Source organism: Pseudomonas sp. P179, assembly GCF_000478485.2.
Taxonomy (GTDB): Bacteria; Pseudomonadota; Gammaproteobacteria; order Pseudomonadales; family Pseudomonadaceae; genus Pseudomonas; species Pseudomonas aeruginosa.
Window position 1 is genome coordinate 5,230,326 of the sequence record NZ_KI517354.1, and the last position, 24,980, is coordinate 5,255,305.

General features: G+C 64.1%; 22 protein-coding genes and 4 pseudogenes. 13 read left to right on the forward strand and 13 right to left on the reverse strand.

Annotation, left to right across the window (positions count from 1 at the left end; all coding sequences use genetic code 11):
* Positions 1-75 precede the first annotated feature (75 nt).
* Positions 76-951, reverse strand: a complete 876-nt coding sequence (hchA, locus tag HMPREF1224_RS36430; protein WP_003082292.1) for a glyoxalase III HchA — start codon at positions 949-951, stop codon at positions 76-78.
* 171 nt (positions 952-1,122) lie between these two features.
* On the opposite strand from hchA, the gene HMPREF1224_RS36435 reads away from it, so the two are divergent.
* Positions 1,123-1,854, forward strand: a complete 732-nt coding sequence (locus HMPREF1224_RS36435) for a PA1136 family autoinducer-binding transcriptional regulator (protein WP_003082295.1) — start codon at positions 1,123-1,125, stop codon at positions 1,852-1,854.
* 6 nt (positions 1,855-1,860) lie between these two features.
* On the opposite strand, the gene HMPREF1224_RS36440 is transcribed toward HMPREF1224_RS36435, so the two are convergent.
* Positions 1,861-2,847, reverse strand: coding sequence for an NAD(P)H-quinone oxidoreductase (locus HMPREF1224_RS36440; RefSeq protein ID WP_003082297.1), 987 nt, complete (start codon positions 2,845-2,847; stop codon positions 1,861-1,863).
* 145 nt (positions 2,848-2,992) lie between these two features.
* Here HMPREF1224_RS36440 and HMPREF1224_RS36445 point away from each other — a divergent pair, with 145 nt between their 5' ends.
* Positions 2,993-3,868, forward strand: coding sequence for a LysR family transcriptional regulator (locus HMPREF1224_RS36445; RefSeq protein ID WP_003082301.1), 876 nt, complete (start codon positions 2,993-2,995; stop codon positions 3,866-3,868).
* A gap of 90 nt (positions 3,869-3,958) precedes the next feature.
* A complete protein-coding gene (locus HMPREF1224_RS36450) occupies positions 3,959-4,807 on the forward strand; it encodes a CAP domain-containing protein (RefSeq protein ID WP_010793917.1) in 849 nt (282 codons plus the stop codon).
* A gap of 97 nt (positions 4,808-4,904) precedes the next feature.
* On the opposite strand, the gene HMPREF1224_RS36455 is transcribed toward HMPREF1224_RS36450, so the two are convergent.
* The 5 genes from HMPREF1224_RS36455 to HMPREF1224_RS36475 form a co-directional block, all read right to left on the reverse strand.
* Complete coding sequence (locus HMPREF1224_RS36455) at positions 4,905-5,741, reverse strand: bifunctional allantoicase/(S)-ureidoglycine aminohydrolase (protein ID WP_003086528.1); 837 nt, start codon at positions 5,739-5,741, stop codon at positions 4,905-4,907.
* 136 nt (positions 5,742-5,877) lie between these two features.
* A complete protein-coding gene (locus tag HMPREF1224_RS36460; RefSeq protein ID WP_003109090.1) occupies positions 5,878-6,780 on the reverse strand; it encodes a LysR family transcriptional regulator in 903 nt (300 codons plus the stop codon).
* Between the two features lie 165 nt (positions 6,781-6,945).
* Complete coding sequence (locus HMPREF1224_RS36465) at positions 6,946-7,662, reverse strand: UTRA domain-containing protein (protein ID WP_003082314.1); 717 nt, start codon at positions 7,660-7,662, stop codon at positions 6,946-6,948.
* An 81-nt stretch (positions 7,663-7,743) separates the two neighbouring features.
* Entirely contained in the window at positions 7,744-8,397 is a 654-nt protein-coding gene (locus HMPREF1224_RS36470) for an HAD family hydrolase (protein ID WP_003082318.1), read from the reverse strand.
* A 67-nt stretch (positions 8,398-8,464) separates the two neighbouring features.
* Positions 8,465-9,799, reverse strand: coding sequence for an MFS transporter (locus tag HMPREF1224_RS36475; protein WP_010793918.1), 1,335 nt, complete (start codon positions 9,797-9,799; stop codon positions 8,465-8,467).
* Between the two features lie 493 nt (positions 9,800-10,292).
* Here HMPREF1224_RS36475 and HMPREF1224_RS36480 point away from each other — a divergent pair, with 493 nt between their 5' ends.
* Positions 10,293-11,195 carry a LysR family transcriptional regulator gene (locus tag HMPREF1224_RS36480; RefSeq protein WP_003101835.1) on the forward strand — a complete coding sequence of 301 codons (903 nt, stop codon included), beginning with the start codon at positions 10,293-10,295 and terminating at the stop codon, positions 11,193-11,195.
* Positions 11,196-11,199: 4 nt separating this feature from the next.
* On the opposite strand, the gene HMPREF1224_RS36485 is transcribed toward HMPREF1224_RS36480, so the two are convergent.
* The 4 genes from HMPREF1224_RS36485 to HMPREF1224_RS36500 all read right to left on the reverse strand — a co-directional run bounded on the left by HMPREF1224_RS36485 (position 11,200) and on the right by HMPREF1224_RS36500 (position 16,767).
* Positions 11,200-12,381, reverse strand: a complete 1,182-nt coding sequence (locus HMPREF1224_RS36485) for an iron-containing alcohol dehydrogenase (RefSeq protein ID WP_003145457.1) — start codon at positions 12,379-12,381, stop codon at positions 11,200-11,202.
* Positions 12,382-12,482: 101 nt separating this feature from the next.
* Positions 12,483-13,973, reverse strand: a complete 1,491-nt coding sequence (locus HMPREF1224_RS36490) for an APC family permease (protein ID WP_003082330.1) — start codon at positions 13,971-13,973, stop codon at positions 12,483-12,485.
* 259 nt (positions 13,974-14,232) lie between these two features.
* Entirely contained in the window at positions 14,233-16,149 is a 1,917-nt protein-coding gene (gene toxA / locus HMPREF1224_RS36495; RefSeq protein ID WP_010793919.1) for an exotoxin A, read from the reverse strand.
* 249 nt (positions 16,150-16,398) lie between these two features.
* Entirely contained in the window at positions 16,399-16,767 is a 369-nt protein-coding gene (locus tag HMPREF1224_RS36500; RefSeq protein WP_003112477.1) for a DUF2195 family protein, read from the reverse strand.
* A 475-nt stretch (positions 16,768-17,242) separates the two neighbouring features.
* Between HMPREF1224_RS36500 and HMPREF1224_RS45690 the strand changes: the two are divergent.
* The 8 genes and pseudogenes from HMPREF1224_RS45690 (at position 17,243) to HMPREF1224_RS36515 (ending at position 21,375) form a co-directional block, all read left to right on the forward strand.
* Positions 17,243-18,108: pseudogene (locus tag HMPREF1224_RS45690) on the forward strand (hypothetical protein).
* 337 nt (positions 18,109-18,445) lie between these two features.
* On the forward strand, positions 18,446-19,312 hold the full coding sequence (locus tag HMPREF1224_RS45695) for an S-type pyocin domain-containing protein (RefSeq protein WP_185829675.1): 867 nt from the start codon (positions 18,446-18,448) through the stop codon (positions 19,310-19,312).
* 1 nt (position 19,313) lies between these two features.
* Positions 19,314-19,577, forward strand: a complete 264-nt coding sequence (imm, locus tag HMPREF1224_RS36510) for a pyocin-S1/S2 immunity protein (RefSeq protein ID WP_003112475.1) — start codon at positions 19,314-19,316, stop codon at positions 19,575-19,577.
* 98 nt (positions 19,578-19,675) lie between these two features.
* Positions 19,676-19,935: pseudogene (locus HMPREF1224_RS44715) on the forward strand (hypothetical protein).
* Positions 19,932-20,287 (forward strand): annotated as a pseudogene (locus HMPREF1224_RS46250) (hypothetical protein); the annotation flags it as partial. The pseudogenes HMPREF1224_RS44715 and HMPREF1224_RS46250, both read left to right, overlap by 4 nt.
* A 166-nt stretch (positions 20,288-20,453) precedes the next feature.
* Complete coding sequence (locus tag HMPREF1224_RS44720) at positions 20,454-20,726, forward strand: colicin immunity domain-containing protein (RefSeq protein ID WP_015648363.1); 273 nt, start codon at positions 20,454-20,456, stop codon at positions 20,724-20,726.
* Between the two features lie 166 nt (positions 20,727-20,892).
* Positions 20,893-21,145, forward strand: a pseudogene (locus HMPREF1224_RS44725) (colicin E3/pyocin S6 family cytotoxin).
* A complete protein-coding gene (locus tag HMPREF1224_RS36515) occupies positions 21,142-21,375 on the forward strand; it encodes a pyocin S6 family toxin immunity protein (RefSeq protein WP_003115816.1) in 234 nt (77 codons plus the stop codon). The pseudogene HMPREF1224_RS44725 and the gene HMPREF1224_RS36515 overlap by 4 nt, the downstream one beginning before the upstream one ends.
* Before the next feature lie 205 nt (positions 21,376-21,580).
* Here the strand turns inward: HMPREF1224_RS36515 and HMPREF1224_RS36520 are convergent, their stop codons facing one another.
* Positions 21,581-22,135 (reverse strand): BRO-N domain-containing protein, encoded by a 555-nt coding sequence (locus HMPREF1224_RS36520; RefSeq protein ID WP_010793921.1) that lies wholly within the window; start codon positions 22,133-22,135, stop codon positions 21,581-21,583.
* Between the two features lie 532 nt (positions 22,136-22,667).
* Positions 22,668-23,201 carry an REP-associated tyrosine transposase gene (locus HMPREF1224_RS36525; protein WP_003101814.1) on the reverse strand — a complete coding sequence of 178 codons (534 nt, stop codon included), beginning with the start codon at positions 23,199-23,201 and terminating at the stop codon, positions 22,668-22,670.
* 231 nt (positions 23,202-23,432) lie between these two features.
* Here HMPREF1224_RS36525 and HMPREF1224_RS36530 point away from each other — a divergent pair, with 231 nt between their 5' ends.
* The gene (locus HMPREF1224_RS36530) at positions 23,433-24,737 is read left to right on the forward strand and encodes an IS1380-like element ISPa33 family transposase (RefSeq protein WP_010793081.1); all 1,305 of its coding nucleotides are present in this window, start codon (positions 23,433-23,435) and stop codon (positions 24,735-24,737) included.
* Positions 24,738-24,980: the final 243 nt, after the last annotated feature.

The window sequence follows — 24,980 nt, forward strand, 5'->3', positions numbered from 1 at the left end:
GGTTTAAGTTCGATGACGCCGGGACGAACGGGAGATGTCCCCGTCCGTGGGGCACGGACGGGGCGCGGCGGGGAATCAGCGGGCGAACGCTTCGAGAAGGGTCTTGGCGGCCAGCTTGCCAAGGTTGTTGGAGGCCAGCGGGCTGTCGCCGGTGAGCAGCTTGCGGTCGCGGTGGACCTGGCCGGTGATGCCCTTGTTGAGGATCTTCACCCCGAGCTTCTGCAGGTTCTCGCCCACCAGCCAGGGCAGGGGACCGGGCATGTAGCCGATCTCCAGGTTGGCACCGGTGTCCAGGGCGTCGGGGAACACGCAGATCTCGTAGCCCTTGAACGGGTAGTCCTCCGGCTTCTCGTCGACCGCCGGTGCCAGCAGGCAGGCCGGACCGTGGCAAAGGGTGATGATGTAGCGGTCCTTGGCGAGGAAGGCATTGAGCAGCCGTTTCACCTCCCGGCTGTGCGGAATGCCCGCCAGCACGCCGTGGCCGCCGGGAACGAACACCGCGGCGTACGGCGAGTCGTCGGCGACGGCCTGCTCCAGGAGGTCGGCGAGCTTCCGCGGCGCTTTCAGCTTGGGCAGGTACTTCGCGTAGATGCTCTTCACCGCCTCGTCCTCACCGGGCATCGCCCACATCTCCAGCTTCACCGGGTTGCCGGAGAGCGTGGCGACATCGAACTCGAAGCCGGCCTTGTCCAAGTGGTACATCGGCAGGAGCATTTCCACCGGGTGGTTGCCGGTGGAGAACATGCTGCCGTTCTGCATCAGGATGTAGCGTTCGTCGGTACCGATCATCAGCACCTTCTTGCCGCCCTTGTACGGGGTCGGGTAGTCGGCGCCGTCGAAGTCGGTCTTCGCCGAGGTGTACTGGCTCAGGGAATAGGGCGAGGGAAAGAACGCGTTGTGCTCGGCGTGGTCGGGCGTCGGGGTTCTGCTGGTATCGCGCTCGTTGCTCATGGCTCGTTCCTTTCTGCGTGATGGAGGTCGTACCAAGACGATAGGCGGGGTCGCCGGCCGGCGAAATAGGGGAAATCCCCTAACCCACGATCGGTCGCCTGAGGGTTTTCCCCTATGGGCTTTTGCCGGCAAGCCGGGGATCATGCGGAAAAAGCCAGGAACGTCCGCTCCATGACCGACTACGCCAGCCTTCTCTTCGACAGCGTCGCCCGGCTGCGCAAGGCCGCTACCACCGAGGCGGTCTGCCGCGAGATGGTGGAGTTCTCCGCACGCCTGGGCTTCGACCGGGTGATCGTCTGCAGCCTGTTCCCCCGCCCCGACGAGGACGAACTGATCGACGAGCTGTTCTTCGTCCATGGCGACTGGGCCGAGGGGCGCAGCGCCCAGCAGCGCGACGCCTATCTTCTGCACTGTCCGGTCACCCGGCACATCCTCGAACTGGACGAGCCGTTCTTCTGGTCGAAGAGCCCCTCGGAGGATCCCGAGCGCATGACCTACCGCATCGTCCGTGGGGTCCGCGACCTCGGCCAGGTCAATGGCATGCAGGTGCCGGTGTTCGGCCGCAACGGCCTGGAGGGCGCGGTGTCTTTCGCCGGCGAGCGGCTGGACCTGAATGCCGGTTGCAAGCTCGCCGCCCAGGCCTTCTGCCCGATCCTGTTCTTCGCCCTGAAGCGCCTGCGCGGCCCTGTGTCGGCGGGCGATGCGCAAGCGCTCAGCGAGCGCGAGCGGGAAGTCCTGCAATGGATCGCCCTGGGCAAGCAGCAGGCGGAGGTGGCGGCGATCCTGATGATTTCCGAGCGCACCGTGGAGAATCACCTGCGTGCCGCCCGCCGCCGTCTCGGCGCGGCGTCCACCGCCCAGGCGGTGGCGCGGGCGCTGCGCCTGGGCGATATCGAGGTCTGAGCGGCCTCAGGGAGCTGACGTGAGGACGATCTTGCCGATGTGCTGGCCGGAGTCCATCAGTTCGTGGGCCTGGCGCGCCTGTTCCAGGGGGAAGGTGCGGAACACCTGCGGCCGGACAGTGCCGGCGCGCACGTGCGGCCAGACCTGGCGCTCCAGTTCGGCGATGATCGCGCCTTTCTCGTCGTGGCTCCGCGAGCGCAGGGTCGAGCCAAGATGGACCAGGCGCTTGCTCAGCATCGGGAACAGGTCGACTTCGGCGGCCTTGCCCTTGATCACGCCGATCTGCACGATCCGTCCGTTCATCGCCGCCGCCTGGTAGTTCCGCGTCACATAGTCGCCGGCAACGATATCGACGATCACATCGACCCCGCGACCTTCGGTGCCGCGCAGCACTTCCTCGACGAAATCCTGCTCGGTGTAGTTGATCGCCAGGTCAGCGCCGAGGCGCAGGCTGGCCTCGCGCTGGGCCTCGCTGGAGATCGTGGTAAAGATTTTCGCCGCGCCGAAGGCCTTGCCCAGCATGGTCGCGGCGGTGCCGATGCCGGAGGCGCCACCGTGGACCAGCAGCGTCTCGCCGGCCTTGAAGCCACCGCGCTGGAACAGGTTGACCCAGACGGTCATGAAGGTTTCCGGCAGCGCCGCCGCTTCCTCCATGCCCAGGCCGTCGGGCAGGTGCAGGGTGGTGCGCTCGTCGGCCACCGCGAACTGCGCGTAGCCGCCGCCGGGAATCAACGCCATCACCGCCTCGCCGACGGCGAAGCGGCTGACCTCGCTGCCGACCGCCCGCACCGTGCCGGCGATCTCCAGGCCGGGAATGTCCGAGGCGCCGGGCGGCGGGTCGTACACGCCCTTGCGCTGAAGCACGTCGGGACCGTTGACGCCGGCGGCGCGGACTTCGACCAGGACCTCGCGCGGGCCGGGCGTCGGCAGCGGCCGGCTGGTCGCCACCAGTACCTCGGGGCCGCCGGGCCGGGCGATCTCGATGGCGGTCATTCGTTCGGGAAATCGGTTCGTACTGCTCATCGCATGCTCCTGGGAAAATGGTTCGGACCTGGTTCGCATGGTAAGCAGCGCGGATGCCGTGGTCGCGCAGCGCTTTTTCATTAGACTGATGCGAAAATGCATCAGGAAAACCGCCATGAATTGGGACGACACCCGCGTCTTCCTCGCGCTCTGCCGCGAGCACACCCTGCGCGGCGCCGCCCGCGCGCTTCACGTCGACCAGGCCACGGTGGGCCGGCGGCTGGCGTCGCTGGAGGCGGCGCTGGGCTCGACCCTGTTCCTGCGCACCTCGTCCGGCTACCTGCTGACCCCGGCCGGCGAGGCGGCCTTCGAACTGGCCGAGAAGATGGAACGCTCGGCCCTGGAGTTGCTGCGGCGGACCCGCGGGATGGACCACCGACTGTCCGGCGAGGTGCGGTTGTCCACCACCGACTCCCTGGCCGTCGACTTCGTGCTACCCGCCCTGGCCCGCCTGCACCTTGAACACCCGGATATCCGCGTGCTGCTCGACAGCGCTTCGGCCGTGGTCGACCTGCCCAAGCGCGAGACCGACATCGCGATTCGCACCCTGCGGCCGGAAAATCCCGATTTGATCCTGAGAAAACTCGCCAGTTGGCCCATGGGCCTGTTCGCTTCCGCGGACTACCTGCGGCGCAACGGCGTACCGGTGCCCGGCGAGCGTTTCCGCGGCCACGACCTGGTGATGTACGAACCCTATTGGCACAGCCAGCGCGAACTGACCCTGGGCGGCGAGCCGATCCGCGACGGCCGGGTGGTCATCGCGGTGAATTCCAACATGATGGTGCGCCAGGCCCTGGCGCGTGGCCTGGGGCTCTGCGAGCTGCCGCTGTACATGGGCGAGCGCGACGGACTGGTGCGGGTCTGGCCGCAGCGTGAGCGACGCCGGCCATACGAGGTGTGGATGGTTACCCACAAGGACCTGCGCCACACCGCGCGGGTCCGCGCGGTGATCGAGCGGCTGGTGGAGGCGTTCGCCGAAGCGCCGGCCTGAGCCTGCAACGCCGGCGCCGGGTTCCGGTCGAATGCGGCGGCGCGCCGCGGAATCGCGCATCATAGGCGCCATCAGATCGAGGAGATTTCCATGGCAATCCCAAGCATCCCGCGTTTGGCCGTACTGACGCTCGGACTGGCGCTCGCAGCGGCCGCCAGTGCCGCCGACGAGGCGCAACTGGTCGAGGCGATCAACGCCTACCGTGGCCAGGTGCAGTCCTGCGGCGGGCAGGCCAGCGGCGAACTGCCGCCGCTGGCCGCCGATCCGCGCCTGGCCTTGCCGGTGAATGCCGCCGGCGACCTGCAGCAGGCGATGGCGCAGGCCGCCTACCCGATGGTCAACGTGCAGTCGATCAGCCTTTCCGGGCCGCGCGATGCCGGCGCGGCGATGAAGGCGCTGGAGGAAAGCTTCTGCCGCGTGGTGCTCGACCCGCAATTCGTCGACGTCGGCGTCAGCCGCCAGGACCGCGACTGGCGCATCGTCCTCGCCCGGCCATTGCTGCGCGGCGGCATGGGCGATTGGCAGGCGGAAGGGCAGAAGCTCCTCGAACGGATCAACGCCGCCCGCGGGCAAGCCCGCCAGTGCGGTGGCAAACCTTACGCAGCGACCCAGCCGCTGGCCTGGAACGCCACCCTTGGCGGCGCCGCCGAAGCGCATTCGCGGGCGATGGCCAACGGCAATTTCTTCGACCACCTCGACCGCGGCGGCCGCACCCCCGGCGACCGCGCCGAGCTGGCCGGCTACAGCGGCGGGCTGATCGGCGAAAACATCGCCGCCGGCCAGGACGGGGTGGACAAGGTGGTCGACGGCTGGCTGGCCAGCCCGGGCCACTGCGCCAACCTGATGAATCCCGGCTACCGCGAGCTGGGCGCGGCCTACGCCACCGATCCGAAGAGCGACGCGGGAATCTACTGGACGGCCATGTTCGGTTCGCCCTGAAGTCCTCCGCGCCCGGAGCTGACGACGGGCTGTGCGCCTTCCGCAAACGAAAAACCCGGCGCCATGGCGCCGGGTTCCCTTTCAGCCTGTCCCGCCCTCAATGCGGCGCATTGAGGGTCAGGCGCATGTGCCGGTTGACATCCTTGTACAGCAGGTAGCGGAAGCGCCCCGGGCCGCCCGAATAGCAGGCCTGCGGGCAGAAGGCGCGCAGCCACATGAAGTCGCCGGCCTCCACCTCGACCCAGTCCTGGTTCAGGCGGTACACCGCCTTGCCTTCCAGCACGTACAGGCCGTGCTCCATCACGTGGGTCTCGGCGAAGGGGATCACGCCGCCCGGCTCGAAGTTGACGATGTTGACGTGCATGTCGTGGCGCATGTCGCTCATGTCGACGAAGCGGGTGGTGCTCCAGCGGCCTTCGGTGTCCGGCATCACCAGCGGCTGGATGTCCTGCTCGTTGGTGACGAAGGCTTCCGGCAGCGGTACGCCGTCGACCTTCTGGTAGTGCTTGCGGATCCAGTGGAAGCGGGTGTGCTGGCCGGTGGTATTGCGCACCTTGTAGTCGGCGCCCGGCGGAATGAAGGCGTAGCCGCCCGGCTGCATGGCGTGGACCTGGCCCTGCAGGGTCAGGCTCAGCTCGCCCTCGACGACGAACAGCACGGCCTCGGCGTTGGGATCCTGCTCCGGTTTGTCGCTGCCACCGTTGGGCGCCAGTTCGACGATGTACTGCGAGAAGGTCTCGGCGAAGCCGGACAGCGGGCGGGCGATCACCCACATGCGCATGTTGTCCCAGAACGGCAGGTGGCTGGTGACGATATCGCGCATCACCCCCTTGGGAATCACGGCATAGGCTTCGGTGAACATCGCCCGGTCGGTGAGCAGCTCGGTCTGTGCCGGGTGCCCGCCGTGCGGCGCGTAGTAGCTGGACTTGGACATGGAGCGTTTCCTCGTTGTTGTCTTGCTGCCGGCTCACGCGCCGCCGGAGCGAAACGGGCGGGCGCGAGCCGTTGCTGACGGCAACGATATCCAGCGCCTTGCGCATGCACAAATTAAATGTTGGAATCCAGCATATTCATTTTTCGAATGCGGGGCGGCTCCGGGTATCTTCCGCCAGCACCCGCGACAGCACGCGTGCCAGTGCCTTCACCATCGGATCCGCCGCCGGCCGGTGCAGCAGCGCCACTTCGAACACGTCCACCGCCGGCAGCCCGGCGTTCTTCGGCAGCACCGCGTGGCCTGCGCTCACCGCGCGCAGCGGCAGCAGGCCGATGCCCATGCCGTCGGCGATGGCCGATTGCAGGCCGCTGAGGCTGGAACTGGTGAAGCTGATGTGCCAGCGCCGGCCGACCGCTTCCAGGGCGGCGATCATCTCGTCGCGGTAGACCCCGCGCGGCGGGAAGGTGACGATGGGCAGCGGGTCGAGGTCGATGCAGGGGTTCCTGGCGCTGTCCACCCAGCATGTCTTTTCCGGCCAGCAGGCCAGTGCCTCGCGGCTGGCGCGGCGCTGCTTGAGCAGCACCAGGTCCAGTTCGCCGCGGTCGTAGCTGGCGCTGAGGTCGCGGCTCATGCCGCTGGTGACTTCCAGCTTGACCTGTGGATAACGCCGGTTGAAGGCCGCCAGTCGCTCGGTGGTACGGCCGGCGGCGAAGTCGTCCGGCACGCCGATACGTACCGTCAGCGCCACCGTGGCGCCGGATAGCGCCTCGGCCAGTTCGTCGTTCAGTGCCAGCAGGCGGCGGGCATAGCCGAGCAGCGTATCGCCGGCGTCGGTCGGCAACACGTCGCGGTTGCCGCGCTCCAGCAGGCGGTGTCCGGCCATTTCCTCCAAGCGGCGAACCTTCTGGCTGACGGTCGACTGGGTCGAGTGCAGGCGCGCGGCGGCAGTGGTGAAGCTGCCGCAGTCGGCCACCGTGACGATGGCGCGGAGCAGGTCGAGGTCGAACAGGCGGCTATTCGATTTTTCACTGTCGCTCATGGTCGTATCGCATTTTCGAATGTCGTCGCCGCTTTTAGCAGGCCGTGCCGTCAGCGGCAACCGCTCAGCGTCGACGCAGCGTGCCCAGCGGTCGACCAATGCGCTGAAAGCGGCGGGAAACCCGCCAGGCGGTCATGCATGCGCCAGGAACAGGACCGCGGAGCGCTACTCGGGCACCTCGACGTTGACCTGCAGCGCGTCGTGGCGCCAGTACTCCAGGTCGCAGTCGATCAGGCGGCCCGCCTGGTCGCGGTTGATCCGCACGATCTGTAGCGCCGGGCTGCCCACCGAGACCCGCAGCGGTCCCGCGGCCTCCGCCGGGAGGATGGTCGGGACCATTTCGAAGCGCACCCGGCCGTAGCGGATGCCGTAGTGGTTGGCGTAGAGATCGGTCAGCGAGCGAGTCAGGTCGAAGCGCTCGATGCCGGGAAAGTAGGCGGGATTCAGGTAGTGCTCGACGTACAGCACCAGCCGCCCGTCGACCCGCCGCGCCCGGCGGATCTGGAACACCCGCGACAGCGCCGGCAGCTCCAGGCGCTGGCAGATGTCGACGCTGGCCGGGATCATCGCCGCGCCGAGCACCTCGGTCTCCGGCACCCGGCCCTGGTCGGCGACCATCGCGTGGAAGTGGCTGCGCACCAGCGGGTTGTACAGCAGCCGCTGCGGCGAGACGAACCAGCCGCGGCGTTCCTCGCGGTAGATCAGGCCCTGGTCCTCCAACTGGCCGAGCGCCTCGCGCAGGGTGATGCGGGTGGTCGAGAACAGCTCGCTCAATTGCCGTTCGCTGGGCAGCTTGCTGCCGCGCGCGAGCAGGCCGCGCTCGATCTGCTCGCGCAGGGACTGGTAGATCACCGTCAGGGGGCGGGACGGCTCGTCGCGCATATCGACGCTTCTCCGCTGGGGCTCCGGGGGGCTACAGGGTAATGCTTCCGGGCCGCCGGCGGTATAGCGCGGCGCGCCTTCTCAGCGCCATTCCAGCACTGGCCAGCCGGCCTCGCGGGCGTGCCCGAGCAGCGCCGGGTCGGGGTTCACCGTGTGCGGTCGGTCGACCCGCGAGAGCAGCGGCAGGTCGTTGCGCGAGTCGGAATAGAAGGTCGCGCCGGCCAGCGTCTCGCCCTCCTGGGCCAGCCAGGCGTCGAGGCGACGGACCTTGCCCTCGCGGTAGGTGAGGGTGCCGCGGGTGCGCCCGGTGTAGAGGCCGTCGCGCTCCTCGATGTCGATCGCCAGCACCTCGTCCACCCCCAGCCGGCGGCCGATGGCGCTGACCAGGAAGTGCGCCGAGGCGGAGATGATCAGCAGGCGGTCGCCGGCCTGGCGGTGGCGTTCCAGGCAGCGCAGGGCGTCGGCGTGGATGCGCGGCGCTATGATCCGCGCGACGAAATCCTCGACGGCGCCGGCGATCTCCGCCGGGGTGCGGCCGGCGATGGGCGCCAGGCTGAAGTCCATGTAGTCCTCCATGGCCAGCCGGCCCTCGGCATAGAGTTCCATGAGGCGGCGTTCCTGGTGCAGGAAGGCGGTCTTCTCGACCCAGCCCAGTTCGGTCATGTAGCGCCCCCAGAGGGTCGCGCAGTCGCCGTCGATCAGGGTGTCGTCGAGGTCGAAGAGGGCAAGTGGCATAGGCGGTTCCTTGTTCGCTAGGGATTGGCCCGGCACGCCTGGCGCCGGGCGGTGGTTCGGCGAGGTTTCAACGCGGCTTGCCGGCCGCCAGCAGCGGCCCGCCGGCATGCGCCTTCGGTTCGACGCGGCACGCGCCTGGCCGGCTGTTCCAGAACGGCACCAGCAGCAGGCTGGCGAGCAGCGCGGTGGCGGTGAACACGAAGAACACCGTGAGGGTGTCGAAGTAGCCCGGCAGCAGGCCGCCGAGGATCGCCCCGACCGAGCCGCAGCCGTTGACGAAGCCGGTGGCGGTACCGGCTGCTTCGCTGGTACCGAAGTCGATGGCGGCGGCGCCGCTGATCATCGAGTCCGGCCCGTAGAGGGTGACGCCCATCATGAACAGCAGGCCGACCACCAGGTACAGGCTGCCGCTCTGCATCGCCGGGACGAACAGCGCCAGGCTCACGGTCAGCGCCGCCAGGCTGAGCACGCAGGCCGGCATGCGGCGGGCGCCGAACAGCTTGTCCGAGGCCAGGCCGATGAGGATCGGCCCGGCCAGCCCGGCGACCTCGAAGGCCGAAGGCACGATGGCCGAGGCGACCTTGCCGATCTCCGGCATGCGTTCGTAGATGATCACCGGGCCCCAGAGCAGGATCGCGTAGCGCGCCGGCTTGAGCAGGAAGTAGGCGATGCCGAGGACCAGCACGTGGGGATTCCTGAGCGCCTTCAGCAGGGCGCCGGAATGGCTCGGCCGGGGCGCGTTGGCGGGGCGCGCGGCCTCGGCCTCCACGGACGGCAGGCCAACGTCCTGCGGACGGTTGCGCTGGAGGAAGAAGAACAGCACGGCCACCGCCAGCACCACTCCCGCCGAGGACAGGAAGGCCATGCGCCAGTCATGCGTCAACCGGTAGGCGCACCAGCCGGCGAACGGCGTCGCCACCAGCCCGCCGAAGGCGTAGCAGGTACTCCACAGGCCGAGCACGCGGCCTCGCTCGTAGGTGGCGAAGAAGGCGCCGATGTTCTTGCACAGCCCCGACCAGCCGGTGGACTGCGCCAGGCCCTGGACCACCATGCAGGCGGCGAAGATCGGCAGGGTGGCGAAGGTACCCATCACCAGCGCCGCCAGCGCCGAGGTGAGCAAACCGCCGAGCACCACCACGCGGGTGCCGAAGCGGTCGGCGAACACCCCCCACATGAACTGGCCCACGGCGTAGGCGGCCAGGTAGAGGGCATCGAGATCGGCCATGGCGCTCTTGTCGAGCTCGAAGGAGGGGTCTTCGGCGATGCCGAGCTTGGCCACCGAGAAGGCCTTGCGGGTGAAGTAGAAGGCGGCGTAGGCCAGCCAGGTGATGACGAAGATCTGGATGCGCCAGCGCTGGAGCGATTGCCAGCCACGGTGCAGGGTACCGTTGTGGTTGTTCATGTGGGTCCCTATGGGTCTAGACAGTGCGGGGAGGTTGTTCTTGTTGTGCTGCTGCAAAGCTGTCCGGATGCATGGTCTAGGCCAGATGCCTTTCCCATGACTTTTTTCGTGCGCAAGGTTGGCTGTCGACGCGCTCCTGCTCGGTCCTGCCGAGGCTGAGATGGATTGTGAAGGTGTGGCGGCGGTGCGTGGCGCCGATCCGGTCAGGCTGGGCCGGCTGGCGAAGGTCAATCTAGCACCGGGTATTTTTATGGTCTAGACCAAAAACAGGGCGAAACGATTCGATTTTTTCGAGGGATCGCCTGGGATTGGTGCATTTTCTTGTCCTGGCGGCACCTTTGGGCGGGACTTTTCTACGTATTTTCAAGAAATTGGAATAGACCAGATTTTCGATGATACGCCAGCGCCTCTGGTGCGCCGTGCGCCGCCGCTGGATGGCCGCGTGTCGCGGCGCTCGGCTAGACTGCGGGACCTCGCGCCGGATCGGACCGCCATGCTGAGAAACGTCACCGACCTAGACCTGCGTCTGTTGCGCATCTTCGCCTGCGTGGTGAAGTGCGGCGGTTTCACCGCGGCCCAGGCCGAGCTGAACATGAGCCAGTCGAACATCAGCATGCACATCGCCAGCCTGGAGAAGCGCCTCGGCTACCGGCTCTGCGAGCGCGGCAAGGGCGGCTTCCGACTGACCGCCAAGGGTCGCCGGGTGCTGGAGGCTTCGCGAACGATGTTCGACGCCATCGGCCTGTTTCGCGACCAGGCGCAGGCGTTGTCCGGACGTTTGGTCGGGGAGCTGTACCTGGGCCTGGCGGACAATCTCGCGACCTTGCCCCAGGCCCGTTTCGGCGATGCGCTGGCGCGCTTCCAGCGGCGCGACCAGGATGTCCAACTGAACCTTTTCGTCAATTCGCCCACCGAGCTGGAACTGGCGGTGATCGAAGGCGAGCTGGACCTGGCGATTTCCTATTTCAGCCGTTTGCGGCCGAGCCTCGAATACCGCCCGCTGTATCGCGAAGAGATCGGCGTGTTCTGTGGCGATCGCCATCCGCTGTTCGCCGAGGCGCAGCCGACCCTGGAGCGGATCGCCGCCTGTGACTGGGTGATGCATGGCTTCCTGCCGGAAAACCTGGTCCTGCCGCTACGCCCGTCGCGCAGCCGCGCCACCGCCTACCACATGGAAGCGGTCGCCCATGCCGTGCTGGCCGGCACCCACCTGGGCTACCTGCCGACCCATTACGCCGAAGCCTGGATCGAGCGTGGGCGGATGCGCGCGCTGTTGCCGGAGCGGCTGAGCTACCCGGTGGAGCACAGCATGATCGTCTATGCCGGGCGCCCCCTCAGCGAAGCCGCCCGCGCCTTCATCGACGACCTGCTGCAGGTCCACGGCCTGGGGTCCTGAGCGCTCAGGCGAGAGTCCCGGCCACCGCCTGGCGGTAGATGCGCGCATAATCCCGGGCATCGAGCGGCAGGGCGTTGGTCGCCGAGGACGACAGGTCGGCCAGCGCCTGCTCGCCCACCCATTGCGCGTCCTCGCCATCCAGGCCGAGGGCGGCGAGGTTCGCCGGGATGCCGATGCGCGCGCGCAGTTCGAGGATCCACGCCAGCAGGCCGTCGAAGCTCGCTTCGTCGAGTTCCAGGTAGCGCGCCAGGCGCGCGGCGTCGGCTTCTATCGCCGGGCGGTTGGCCAGCAGAACGTAGGGCAGCAGCACGGCGTTCAGCAGGCCGTGGTGCAGGTGATGGCGAGCGCCCAGCGGGTGGGCCAGGGCGTGGACCCCGCCAAGCCCCTTCTGGAATGCCACTGCGGCGCTGGCCGAGGCTACCAGCATGCCTTCCCGGGCGGCGAGGTCGTTGCCGTCGCGCACGGCGTTTTCCAGGTGCTGCCTGACCAGGCGCACGCCTTCCAGGGCGATGCCCGCCGACATCGGATGGTAGAGCGGCGAGAACAGCGCCTCCAGGTGATGGGTGAGGGCGTCCATGCCGGTGGCGGCGCTCAGCGCCGGCGGCAACCCGCGGGTCAGGCGCGGGTCGAGGAATACGCAGGCGGCCAGCAGCTCGCGATGGCCGACGACCCGCTTGATGCCCAGTTGCGTGTCGGTCAGCACCGCCTCGCGTCCCAGTTCCGAGCCGGTGCCGGCGGTCGTGGGCAGCGCCAGCAGCGGCGGCAGGCCGAGCGGCGGGTAGTCGGCGAGGGTCGGATAGCTGCGCAGCGTCTGTGTCCATTCGAAGCGTTCGAGGCCGTGCGGATCGCGGCTGAGCAGGGCGATACCCTTGGCCGCGTCGAGGGCGCTGCCGCCGCCGAGGGCGATCAGCGCGTCATGCCCGCCAGCCTCGAAGCGCCTGGCGCCGCCGTGGACTTCAGCGAGGCTGGGGTTGCTCGACAGTTCGTGGAACAGGTCATGGTCGATGCCGGCGCGTTCCAGGCATTCGCGCACCAGGCGCAGGGGCTCCAGGGCGAGCATGCCGGGATCGGTGACCAGCAGGGGCCGGCGTGCGCCCGCCAGCGCGCAACGCCTCGGCAGTTGTTCCAGGGCGCCGACGCCGCAGAGGATATCGGTGGGGTAGTTCCAGTAATGCAGGTCGCTCATGGCGATGCTCCGTGAAAGCAGGATGAGCCGGGCCCCGCCGGGCGCGAAGCCAGCGTGCGGGAACAACCGGAGGAGGCGCCGGAACGGCCGGCGCGTGCGGGTCAGTCCGCCGGCGGAGCGGCGAAGCTGAGGCTGGTGGCGATGCGCCGATGCGGCTTGGCGATGACCATGTAGAGCAGGCCGAACGCGGCCAGCGCGGAGAACACCACGACCACCGCCCAGACCTGGAACCAGGGCGCGTCGGGCGGGGCGAGGCTGGCCCGCGGCCAGGCGACGTTGAGCGCCTCGAACGACAGCCAGGCGACTGCCAGGACGTTCACCGCCAGCCCCGCGCGTCCCAGGCGCAAGGCGCCCTTGTCCGGGTCCCAACGGCCGACGAGGCGGGCCCAGAGAGCGCAGGCGGCGACGATCAGGAAGACCACGAAGAAACCGCCGCTGCCGAACGCGATCAGCGTGCCGACCGCCGTGGCGTTCAGCCCCAGGGCCAGGCCGAGGCTGGCCAGCAGCGTGCTGCAGACCATCGCCGCCATCGGCACCTTGCGCCGGTCGACCCGGCGCAGCAGGGCGGAGCCGGGCAGGATGGCGTCGCGCGCCATGCCGAAGATCGCCCGGCCGATGTAGGTCTGCACCGACACCACGCAGGCGACGAAGGCGATCAGCACCACTGCGACGAAGGGCCGCTCGGCCCAGGCGCCGAAGGCGTCCACCACCGCCGGGGTGACCGGGTCGACCACCTGGCCGCTGACCACCGCGCCGATGTCCTGGTAGGACAGGGTCACGGCGAAGGCGGTGAGCATCACGGTGAATCCCACCACCAGCATCGAGCGCAGGATCGCCCGGGGAGTGGAGACGCGGGCATCGGTGGTTTCCTCGGAAATCTGCGAGCAGGCGTCGAAGCCGAGGAAAGCCCAGCCGCCCACCGCCAGCGCGGTCAGTACGCCGTCCAGGTAGGAACCGTCCGCATCGCCTGTGCCGCCCGGGCCGCTGAACAGCAGATCGAGCGGATGGTTGCGGAAGAACAGCAGCAACAGCACGCCGATACCGATGGAGGCGATGGCCTCGGCGACGATCCCGGCATTGACGAAGTACTTCAGCGGGTTGATCCCCAGCAGATTCACCGCCAGTCCCAGCGCCAGCAGCAGCGCGCCGCAGAGCACCTGGCCGTTGGCCGACGGCGGCGCGCCGGTCGCCAGCAGGCCGAGCCAGAAGCCACCGAGGTAGGCCACGGTAGTCAGCGAGGCCAGCGCCGAAGCCAGGTAGAGGAAGCCGGTGAACCAGGCCAGGCGGTCGCCCACCAGGCGCCGCACCCACTGGTAGCAGCCGCCGGCCAGCGGAAACTGCGAGGACAGCTCGGCGTAGACCAGCGCCACGCCGAACTGCAGCAGCAGGCACAGCGGCACCACCCAGACCCAGGAGGGGCCCATGCTCATGGCGCCGAGGGACATCACCGAGTAGATGCCCACCACCGGCGAGATGGTGGCGAAGCCGACGGAAAAGGACGACCACAGGCTCAGCCCGCGCTCCAGTTCCTGGCGATAGCCGTGGGCCGCCAGCAGGCGTTCGTCGCGGGAGGTATCGCGGAGATCAGTCATGGCGGTCTCCGGGCGAGCGCTGCGGGGAAGGGGAAAGGCGGATGCCACCGATGCGATGGGTGAGCATGGAGAGTCCTCGTCGGCTATTGGAATTGTTATGGCCGCTTCCGGGACGAGCGAAAGCGTGGCAGACGCAGGTTAGGCGGATTACCTATCAGGATGAATTCATATTCGATTGGGCTGGCATCAGGAAAACCTGATGTATGGCCAGGCCCCGAGAAGGCCGGCTCCTGCGAAGGGAGCCGGCCGGTCGCGGCAGTTACTTCAGGTCCTCGCGCGGCGGTTTGCCGGGCTGGCTGGCGTAGTCCGGCAGGGCGCTGATCGCCTGTTCCTTGTCGGGGATGCTGGACGGGTCGAGGTCGCCGCCGACGTTGCGCGGGTCGGTGGGGATCGCCGAGGGAATCACCACGGTGCGCTCGGCCAGCGGCCAGCCGAGGATGGTCTCCAGGCGCCCGCCTTCCTCCTCGGGGCCGGTGATGGCGTCCAGGCGCAGCGGCAGCGGATGGCCGATCAGCCGTTCGACCTCGCCCGCCGCCTCCGGCGCGGCCAGGGTCAGGCCGGTGCGGTAGAAGCCCGGCAGACTCGAGCGCGGCACATAGACCCGCAGCAGGGCACCGTTGCGGATCCGGCCGCGCGCGTCGGGTTCCTGGTCCTGGGCGTAGCCGTAGGCCAGCGCCGGATCGCCGGCGATATAGAAACCGCGCCAGATCGCGTCGAGGTCCTGGCTGCGCGCGCGCACCCCGCCGAAGACGATGCTTTGCGCCGCTTCGAGGAAGGTGCCGTGGTAGCCGACGAACACATAGCCGCGCTCCTCCAGTTGGCGGTGCGCCTGGAGCAGCCGCTCCACCGTCCAGTTCTGCGTGCCGCGGGTGCTGAAGCTGACGTCGCCGCCGTCGCCGAGGAACTCCGCGCCAGTGGGATAGTTGCGCTCCAGCAGGGCGTCGCCGCTGTCCGCCGGGCCCGCGCATTCACCGGCGGCGACCGGGCAGGTCAGGCTCACCACGTCGGCGCTGGCCGCGCCGGCCTCGTCGTTGCCGGTGCCCTGCCGGACGAAGCGCTCGCTCTCGGCGGCGGCCAGGGTCAGGGCCAGACGGGCCTGCTCCGGCTGCTCGCGGATCGCTTCGCCCAGGTCGCCGCCGCTGCCGGGGCTGGCCAGGGCGTTGCGGATCACCTGGTCGACCTGGTTCCACGACAGTCGCGCCGCCAGGTAGAGGGCGACCAGCCGCTGCACCGGATAGCCGCACTGCTCCAGTTGTTCCCAGCCGCGCGGCTGGCGATGACGGGTGAAAGTCTCCAGCGGCAGGTGGCAGGCCTGGTGCGCGGTCAGCGCGGCCAGGCTGCCGCCTTCGGGGAAGTGCAGGCGATGACTGATGACCGTGGGCTTGATGTCCAGGTCATGCTTCGCCGGGTTGCCGGCGAGCACCCGGTAGATCTTGCCTTCCCAGGTATCGTCGAGGTTGCAGCGCTGCTGGGCGAGGTAGTTGTAGACCCCGTCCAGCGGGTCGAGCAGGCACAACACCTTGCCGCTGGCCCATTCGCTCCAGCGCTTTTCCCGGCGCGGCTGGGCCTGGGCCATGACCACGCTGACCCCGGCATGGCTGATGGCGAGCGTCGGCTGCATCTCGTTGCTCTCGTGCGCCCTGACGAAGAAGGTGGCATCGCGCGCCAGCTTCGCCAGCAACTCGTCGCCCATCTCGATGGTGTAGATCGGCGACATGTGGCTGAGCTGGTTACCGGCGTTCAGTTCGTGGATGAACACCTTGATGTTCGAGGGCTTCTCGTGGCCGATCGGTACCAGCCAGTTCAGCGACCAACTGCCGCGCGCCTGGCGCGTGTAGCTGTAGCGCACCGGCTTGTTCGGCTCGACGCCGCCTTCGAGGCGGATGGTCAGGCCGTCGCTGGTGATGCTGAGGGCGTTGTCGATGGCCAGCTTGAGCGCGTCGTTGCCGCCCTCCAGGACCATGGAGTAGTGCAGCACGCCCTGGCCGTTGGTGTCGGCTATGGCCGGGTCGACGCTCATGCGGCTGGAACGCACGCCGTCCTTGAGGTCGAGCACGCAGGCCTTGGCGCATTCGTTCCAGAGGTCGAAGGCTTCCTCGGCGGCGGACGCGGACGAGCCGCCGGCGAGCAGGCCGAGGCTGGCGACCAGGGGGATCCAATGGGGTATCAGGTGCATCGCGATGGCTCCTGTGATGGGTGAAGGATGAGGCTGATCGAGCGGTTGGTTTTTCTTGTCGGGCGGGCCGGCGGAGAGCGGCGGGGCGTCTAGGGTGCGGGATGCGGGGAGGCTGGCGGGGAGCGGAAGAGGGCTTTTATGGGATTTATGAACTGGATTGCAGAGTGGTGAATGTGCGAACGGGAGGCTTGCCGATCGGCGTGTGCATGCAGGGCGTCCATCTCGGCCTGGTGGTGGCAGCCCGGCCTGTCAGTCAGGCGCCTGGCAACCCAGGGTGACGACCAGTTCGCGGCCGCTCGCCAAGCCGGCGTCCGCCGCCAGGGTCAGCGTGCGCGGCGTGTCTTGGCGACTATCGAGCAGCCCCTCTTGAAGCACGAGGCTGTCGGCGCTGGCGCCCCTGGCCAGCAGCCGATATCGCACCAGCGCTGAGGTACAGCCGCATTCGCCGGTGGAGCGCCGGGCCTCAAGGGTGAGTGGCAGGTGCAACTGGCCCTCCGCCGTGTGCGGTGCACCGAGCCGGGCGGCGAGGCAGGCGGAGAGGGCATTGTCGAGCGTCGCCGCGTCGGCGAATGGGGCGGCCAGGCAGAGGCTGCCGAGGAGCAGGGCTTTGGCGTCCATGTCGGGGTTCCGCTGGGGATGGAAAGGGCATCATGGCTGAGGTGGCTTTATTCGTCGAACGATGGCTGGCCCTGCCGGTAGATCGGCCAGGACTTCATGCGCTGCGGAAACGGCCTGACCAAGTGCAGCGGCTTGCAATCAAAAACGCTGGGCTCGCAATCAGCGTGGTTTTGTCCGGAAGCTCGCGAAGGGGCGGCATGGATGAATTTTGAAAGTGGGAGTTCGTTAATGAACCGAAGGTATGCGGCTTCCGTGACTGGCCGGGGTAGATGAGGTGTGCGTTAAGGAAATGACCGTTTGACGCAGGCGCGATTATAAGAGGCGAGAGAGCACACCTTCTGGATCATCTAAACACGGGATATTGAAGTTGATTGCAGTGTATTGCCGATGCATTGGGGCTTATTGACTGGGAGAGGGTTCTCGAGGTGGGAGTCGCTCAATACATTACACTTTCAAATTAATGTAGGGGCGATCTATGGCTGTCAATGATTACGAACCTGGTTCGATGGTTATTACACATGTGCAGGGTGGTGGGCGTGACATAATCCAGTATATTCCTGCTCGATCAAGCTACGGTACTCCACCATTTGTCCCACCAGGACCAAGTCCGTATGTCGGTACTGGAATGCAGGAGTACAGGAAGCTAAGAAGTACGCTTGATAAGTCCCATTCAGAGCTCAAGAAAAACCTGAAAAATGAAACCCTGAAGGAGGTTGATGAACTCAAGAATGAAGCGGGGTTGCCAGGTAAAGCGGTCAGTGCCAATGACATCCGCGATGAAAAGAGTATCGTTGATGCACTCATGGATGCCAAAGCAAAATCGCTAAAGGTCATTGAGGATCGCCCGGCCAATTTTTATACGGCTTCAGACTTTCCTCAGAAGTCAGAGTCGATGTACCAGAGTCAGTTGCTGGCCAGCCGAAAATTCTATGGAGAGTTCCTGGATCGCCATATGAGTGAGCTGGCCAAAGCGTACAGCGCCGATATCTATAAGGCGCAAATCGCTATCTTGAAACAAACGTCTCAAGAGCTGGAGAATAAAGCCCGGTCATTGGAAGCAGAAGCCCAGCGAGCCGCTGCTGAGGTGGAGGCGGACTACAAGGCCAGGAAGGCAAATGTCGAGAAAAAAGTGCAGTCCGAGCTTGACCAGGCTGGGAATGCTTTGCCTCAACTGACCAATCCAACGCCAGAGCAGTGGCTTGAACGCGCTACTCAACTGGTTACGCAGGCGATCGCCAATAAGAAGAAATTGCAGACTGCAAACAATGCCTTGATTGCCAAGGCACCCAATGCACTGGAGAAACAAAAGGCAACCTACAACGCCGATCTCCTAGTGGATGAAATCGCCAGCCTGCAAGCACGGCTGGACAAGCTGAACGCCGAAACGGCAAGGCGCAAGGAAATCGCTCGTCAAGCGGCGATCAGGGCTGCCAATACTTATGCCATGCCAGCCAATGGCAGCGTTGTCGCCACCGCCGCAGGCCGGGGTCTGATCCAGGTCGCACAAGGCGCCGCATCCCTTGCTCAAGCGATCTCCGATGCGATTGCCGTCCTGGGCCGGGTCCTGGCTTCAGCACCCTCGGTGATGGCCGTGGGCTTTGCCAGTCTGACCTACTCCTCCCGGACTGCCGAGCAATGGCAGGACCAAACGCCCGATAGCGTTCGTTACGCCCTGGGCATGGATGCCGCTAAATTGGGGCTTCCCCCAAGCGTAAACCTGAACGCGGTTGCAAAAGCCAGCGGTACCGTCGATCTGCCGATGCGCCTGACCAACGAGGCACGAGGCAACACGACGACCCTTTCGGTGGTCAGCACCGATGGTGTGAGCGTTCCGAAAGCCGTTCCGGTCCGGATGGCGGCCTACAATGCCACGACAGGCCTGTACGAGGTTACGGTTCCCTCTACGACCGCAGAAGCGCCGCCACTGATCCTGACCTGGACGCCGGCGAGTCCTCCAGGAAACCAGAACCCTTCGAGTACCACTCCGGTCGTACCGAAGCCGGTGCCGGTATATGAGGGAGCGACCCTTACACCGGTGAAGGCTACCCCGGAAACCTATCCTGGGGTGATTACACTACCGGAAGACCTGATCATCGGCTTCCCGGCCGACTCGGGGATCAAGCCGATCTATGTGATGTTCAGGGATCCGCGGGATGTACCTGGTGCTGCGACTGGCAAGGGACAGCCCGTCAGCGGTAATTGGCTCGGCGCCGCCTCTCAAGGTGAGGGGGCTCCAATTCCAAGCCAGATTGCGGATAAACTACGTGGTAAGACATTCAAAAACTGGCGGGACTTTCGGGAACAATTCTGGATAGCTGTGGCTAATGATCCTGAGTTAAGTAAACAGTTTAATCCTGGTAGTTTAGCTGTAATGAGAGATGGAGGGGCTCCTTATGTCAGAGAGTCAGAACAGGCTGGCGGGAGAATAAAGATCGAAATCCACCACAAGGTTCGAATAGCAGATGGAGGCGGCGTTTACAATATGGGGAACCTTGTTGCAGTAACGCCAAAACGTCATATAGAAATCCACAAGGGAGGGAAGTGATATGAAGTCCAAGATTTCCGAATATACGGAAAAAGAGTTTCTTGAGTTTGTTAAAGACATATACACAAACAATAAGAAAAAGTTCCCTACCGAGGAGTCTCATATTCAAGCCGTGCTTGAATTTAAAAAACTAACGGAACACCCAAGCGGCTCAGACCTTCTTTACTACCCCAACGAAAATAGAGAAGATAGCCCAGCTGGAGTTGTAAAGGAAGTTAAAGAATGGCGTGCTTCCAAGGGGCTTCCTGGCTTTAAGGCCGGTTAGTTGGCCATCAACAAGCCCCGTTTCGACGGGGCTTGTTCCATGTTGACGCTGCTCTATCTTGACAGTCTGTCCTGAATATTCTTGAAGACAATCACATTATGAGCCGCAACCACCGCAAAACACCCATCGTCGGGCGCACGAGCTGCCGTAGCGAGCTCTCCACGTTGGCCAGCAGCCCACCTCTCCCTACTGGAAAGTCAGGTCAATAACACTGGTGCCACGTAAGGATGGGCGTTCCTACTGGCCCCTCATACGCCAGGCTGCTACGGCAGATCGTGTCGCTAACCTCAAGGGACACAACCCGCAAGAACGCGCGTCCCTGAAAAAGCGCCTGCTGCGCAAGTGGATGAGCAAATGAGTACATCCAACATCCAGGCATTGGCCAGCACTGGGCACAGCTCGCCAAAGAAGCGGGATTCCGAGCCGACTATGACAGCACATCAACGCCAGAAACACATCTGGTCTGCGGAGTAACCCAAGAGTGGATTCGAGAACACATCGTTGCCACCAACGATATGCGCCCGTTCGGCCTGCTGCATTTGCTGGGTCAGGCATCGTTGCGCATGGAGCAAGCGTTGTGGCCGGAAGATTACGAGCGGATGACTCGTAAGGTCAAGGGAGTCCAGCGGGAAGCTGAAGGCGACAACGCCAAATCATACATTTATGAAGAAGTCATGCAGATAAGGCAGGAGCGCTTCGATAAAGCACGACATAATTTGCAAGGGGTTTGTCATAGGTATCAAGGATCCAATTATTTTACAGTCCTGATACTAGTATTGTGGTTGTTCTCAAAGAGGATGGAATGTTTTTGTCAGGGTGGTATCTTGAGCCAGGAAGCAGACAGGAAAAAACTATTTTGAGAATGAGGTGATTTAAATGAGCATGGCACTTATTGATCTTGCAAGAAATTTTTTGGATGGATCGTTAAGCGGAAAGAGTTTCACAAAAAAATTCTTTGAAATGTGGCGTAGCGAAGGTGCGTCAGGCTTGCTGAAAAAGGATGATGATAATCTTGGCGCTTGCCTCAGGCTTATGTTTGGAATGGCAGATTGCTTCACGGATGGACCGAAGGATAATGATGGTGAGATAAATGAAGAGGAGCTAAAGCAGGAAGTTAGAGGGCTTTTGAAGAAATATAAATATATCTAGCTGATGATCCTTTATATCCGAAGATATAGATCAGGCGAAGTCAGTTTATGGGCTTCGCCTGTTTCTTAGCCAATCCATGCTTCGAGAGCAGATGTAAATCGCCGAATTGTCAGTTAGTGCGTCAGTCGCAAAATGCGTGAGTCTGCGATTTTGAATTGAAAGCCTTGTGTATTACTATCCTGCTCCGGCAACACTACCTGCCTTCCCCGACGCCTTGAGAGCTAAGCCAAAAACTTCTATTCAAGGTGGTGGTGGGTTGCGGAAGCACTGGAAGGATAAAAGGGAATATCTATAAATGGGATTCTCAGCATGGCAGTTTTGAGATGTATGACAAGAGAGGGTGGCACTTGGGAGGGTTTGATTCTAATGCTGGTGCTCGCACGAAGTCTGCTGATCCAAAAAGGAGTGTAGAAGCATGACTGTATTGATTTCTGGGTACCTACCATCGGGAAATGATGAGTCCTTGAAATATGAAAAAACTGTTCCTTTCGAATATATTTCGAAAGTTATGGAGGTGATGCGTTGGAAGAAGGGTGAGAATATTGAGGGTGAATATCCTATTAAGAATGATGATGTTGTAAGGATTGAGGAGGTTATAGGCGAAAAGCTTCCGGTTGGATTGGAGTATTTTATTGGGGTTTACGCCTAACTATAGATTGTAGAGGAAGGTCCTGCTGCATGGGGGTTCTTTTTAAATTTAAAAATATTCTATTTGGCAATAGAGTGCTCTTCCTTGGCCTGATAGTTGTAAAGAAAGAGAGCGTTACTGGAAAAACCTAGATTTTTAATGGTCATGAGGGAAAAGATCACTCTGTTGCTTCAAGCCCTGACTCCTTTCAGGGCGTATGACGGGGTCAGGCCCGGATCAGCGGGCGTGGACTGTCGAGGAGTTGGGGGCAGTCGGAGAGGGGGATCCAGGTCTTGCCTTGCCAGTGCAGGGTGTCGATCTCGGCGGTTTTCCAGTGCAGCACGGCGCGCTGGGGCGTGGCGTTGGGGCGGGACTGGCTGCGCAGGCGTGGCAGCACCGAGCCGCTGACCCAACGGCGCAAGCCTCGCGCCGCGCCAGGCACTGCGAGCCAGAGCAGAGCGTAGAGCCCGGACTCGCTGACCAGGCAATCCTGGCGTGGCCCGTGGCGTTCGTCATGGAGCCAGGCGAGCCGCCACTGGTCGGCATCCAGGTGCCGTTCCAGCACATGGCAGAGGGTGAACAAGCGCTCGCGCTGTGCCGCCGTCGCCAGCGGCCACGGCGCCTCGTCACACAACGCCGCCGGCGCCCGACCGCCCAGGTAACGGCCCAGCAGCCGTACCAGGTCGGAGAGCACGAACCAGCCTTCCTCATCCAGCAGCACGGCGTGCAGGACCCGATGGTGGTGGGTGAAACGGCTGGGGTGGAGGAGGGTGTCAGACATGGCGCACCTCCGGGGAGGTGGTGTTGGTGTCGTGCCGCGAGGGGATGAATGGGGTGGGTTGAAAAACGAATGGCATACGCATTTCCTCAATGGAATACACCGCTACTTTCGGGAGCGGTTTGCCGCTGGGTGGTATGCGTTCTTAGCGCCGAAGAATGATTATGGAGCGCACCGATAGCGGTCAACGGTAGGGCGAATAACTGCAAAGCAGTTATCCGCCGATTCTCTGAAGCCATTGCTTGTACATCGACTTGACGAAGTTCTTTCAATCCCCCGATGCTCGGGCGTTACAGGAAAATCCTGTGTAGTTGCGGATAACGCTTCGCGTTATTCGCCCTACCTCTTCCAGAGAAACATCCGACGCTCCGGTCCGCCCCATCAGGAGGCCGAGCGGAATCGTCGTGTAGGAGGTCGAATGCAGGGGCAAGCGCTTTGGTTACTTTCTCGGGGCCGGCCATCCTGCGAGGCCGAGAAAAAGACTTGGTAGCCGGGGTAGAGCGAGTAACGGCACAGCCGTTATCCGCCAGCAGACTCAAACCCGCTCCGCCGCTCGGACCTCCAAGGAAGGATCACCGGCCCAATCCTCGGGATAAAGCCCTTCAGCCACGGCCCGGTGGAAGGTGGAGAAGGGCCAATCCTTGACCGCCGTAACCAGCCCGTGTTTCACAGGGTTGAGATGGATGTAGTCGAAATGGCGCCGGTAGTCCGTGTCATTGCGAATCAGGTGTTCCCAGTAGCGCTGTTGCCAGATGGCGCGTTGTCCTCGCCGCCGTTGCGCGAAGGTACGTGATTCGTGGCAGGGGATGCGCCGTGCGAAGCCGGACTTGATGACCTTCCAGCGGGTGGCGAAATCGGCGTCGTCGGGCGGCAGGGTCCAGAGGCAATGCATGTGCTCCGGCAGCACGACCCAGGCATCGATGCGGAAGGGATGCCGGCGCCTGGTCTGGGCGACCACGCGGCGCAGCAGGTCGATTTCGCGGGTCAGCAGGTTGGAGCGGCGGTCATGCAGGGTGACGGTGAAGAAATAGGTGCCGCCGGGGACCCAGGTTCGTCGGTAGCTTGGCATTGGGGATCGTCCGTGTATCCAGAAGGATTTCGGAGCGTACCTTGGCCAGCTGGCGGATAACGCTGCGCGTTATTCGCCCTACGGAGATTTCAGATTGAGCGAATGGTTGGGCATGTTTTTATTTCTTGTTTTCTAGCCCGGATTTCTCATGACCGCATAAACAAAAACGGCTGAAAGCCTTATGATTCTTGTCGCCAAACAAAGCCCCATAAGTCTTCAGCCGCGCACAAAATGCTACCAGAAAAACTCCACTTTTCACCCCTCTCTCGCCGCCTCGTCGAGGCCTCTTTCACCGGTGGTCACATCACCTCGGATGCGGGCTTGTTGCTGCTGCGCGAGGTCGACCGGCAACATGGCTTGACCCGCCGCCTGGCCAAAATCGTTCCCGATCGGCGTGATCCTGGGCGTGTCCAGCATGGACTGCAGACACTGCTCGCCCAGCGTATCTATGCACTGGCCGCCGGCTACGAGGATCTCAACGATCATGACGGCCTGCGCCATGACTACGCGCTGCAGACTGCGGTCAACCGCCTGCAACCGCTGGCCGGCAAATCCACTCTGGGGCGCCTGGAACAGCAAGCCGATCGCGAAACGGTGGTGCAAGCCCATCGCCTGCTGTGGGAGCACTTCATCGCCCAGCATGACCAGGCGCCGGCTGAGATCGTGCTCGACTTCGATGCGACCGATGTGCCGGTGCATGGTGATCAGGAAGGGCGCTTCTTCCATGGCTATTACGACCATTACTGCTTCCTGCCGCTCTATGTGTTCTGTGGTCGCCATCTGCTGGTGAGCTATTTGCGCCCGAGCAACATCGATGGCGCCCGACACAGTTGGGCCATCCTGGCACTGCTGGTCAAGTTCATTCGCCGCTTCTGGCCAGAGACCCGCATCGTGTTCCGCGGTGACGGCGGTTTTTGCCGACATCGCATGCTCGACTGGTGTGACCGCAAGCAGGTGGATTATGTGGTGGGTCTGGCCCGCAACACCCGCCTGCAGCGGATGGCGGCGCCGGCCATGCAAGCTGTCGCCGAGGCCTACCAAGAAACCGGGCAGAAGATGTCCGGCGTGTATCGCTTCCTCTATCAGGCCGGTAGTTGGCGTAGGCGCCGCCTGGTCGTGTCGCGCCTGGAACATGGCGAGCAGGGTGCCAATCCACGCTTCATCGTCGTGTCCCGCTTTGCCGAGGATGCTGCCCAGCAGTACTACGAAGACTACTGCGGCCGTGGCGACATGGAGAATCGGATCAAGGACCAACAGTTGGATCTGTTCGCCGACCGCACCTCCAGCCCACGCTGGTGGACCAACCAGTGGCGGCTGATGCTGTCGGCCTTTGCCTATGTGCTGTTCGAACGGCTACGCGATCATCTCCAGGGCACCGCATTGGCGCGCATGAGCATCCATAACCTGCGCTTGAAACTGCTCAAGATCGGTGCGGTGATCATTCGCAACAGCCGGCGCATCCGCGTGCTGATCAGCGAGGCCTATCCGCATCAGGAACTCTTTGCGGGGCTGGTTGCCCGCCTCAAGCCGACCTGAACAGGCGGGCGCCCCCGGCCCGGCTCAATGGGGGAAAGGGGGCAGTGCGCCCCATACGCGGGAATTGAATAAAAAACGATCAATTTTTAGCGGTGGAAGGCAGGTTGTTGATACACCGAGGCTTCACCGGCCACGCCTGCCGGCCTCATGAGAAATCCGGGCTAGGGCTGTTTGACTCAAATAGTCTGTCGATGGTGTCTTGGGGATAGTGAGCTTGGCACATATCTTCTATTTGATTTGGTG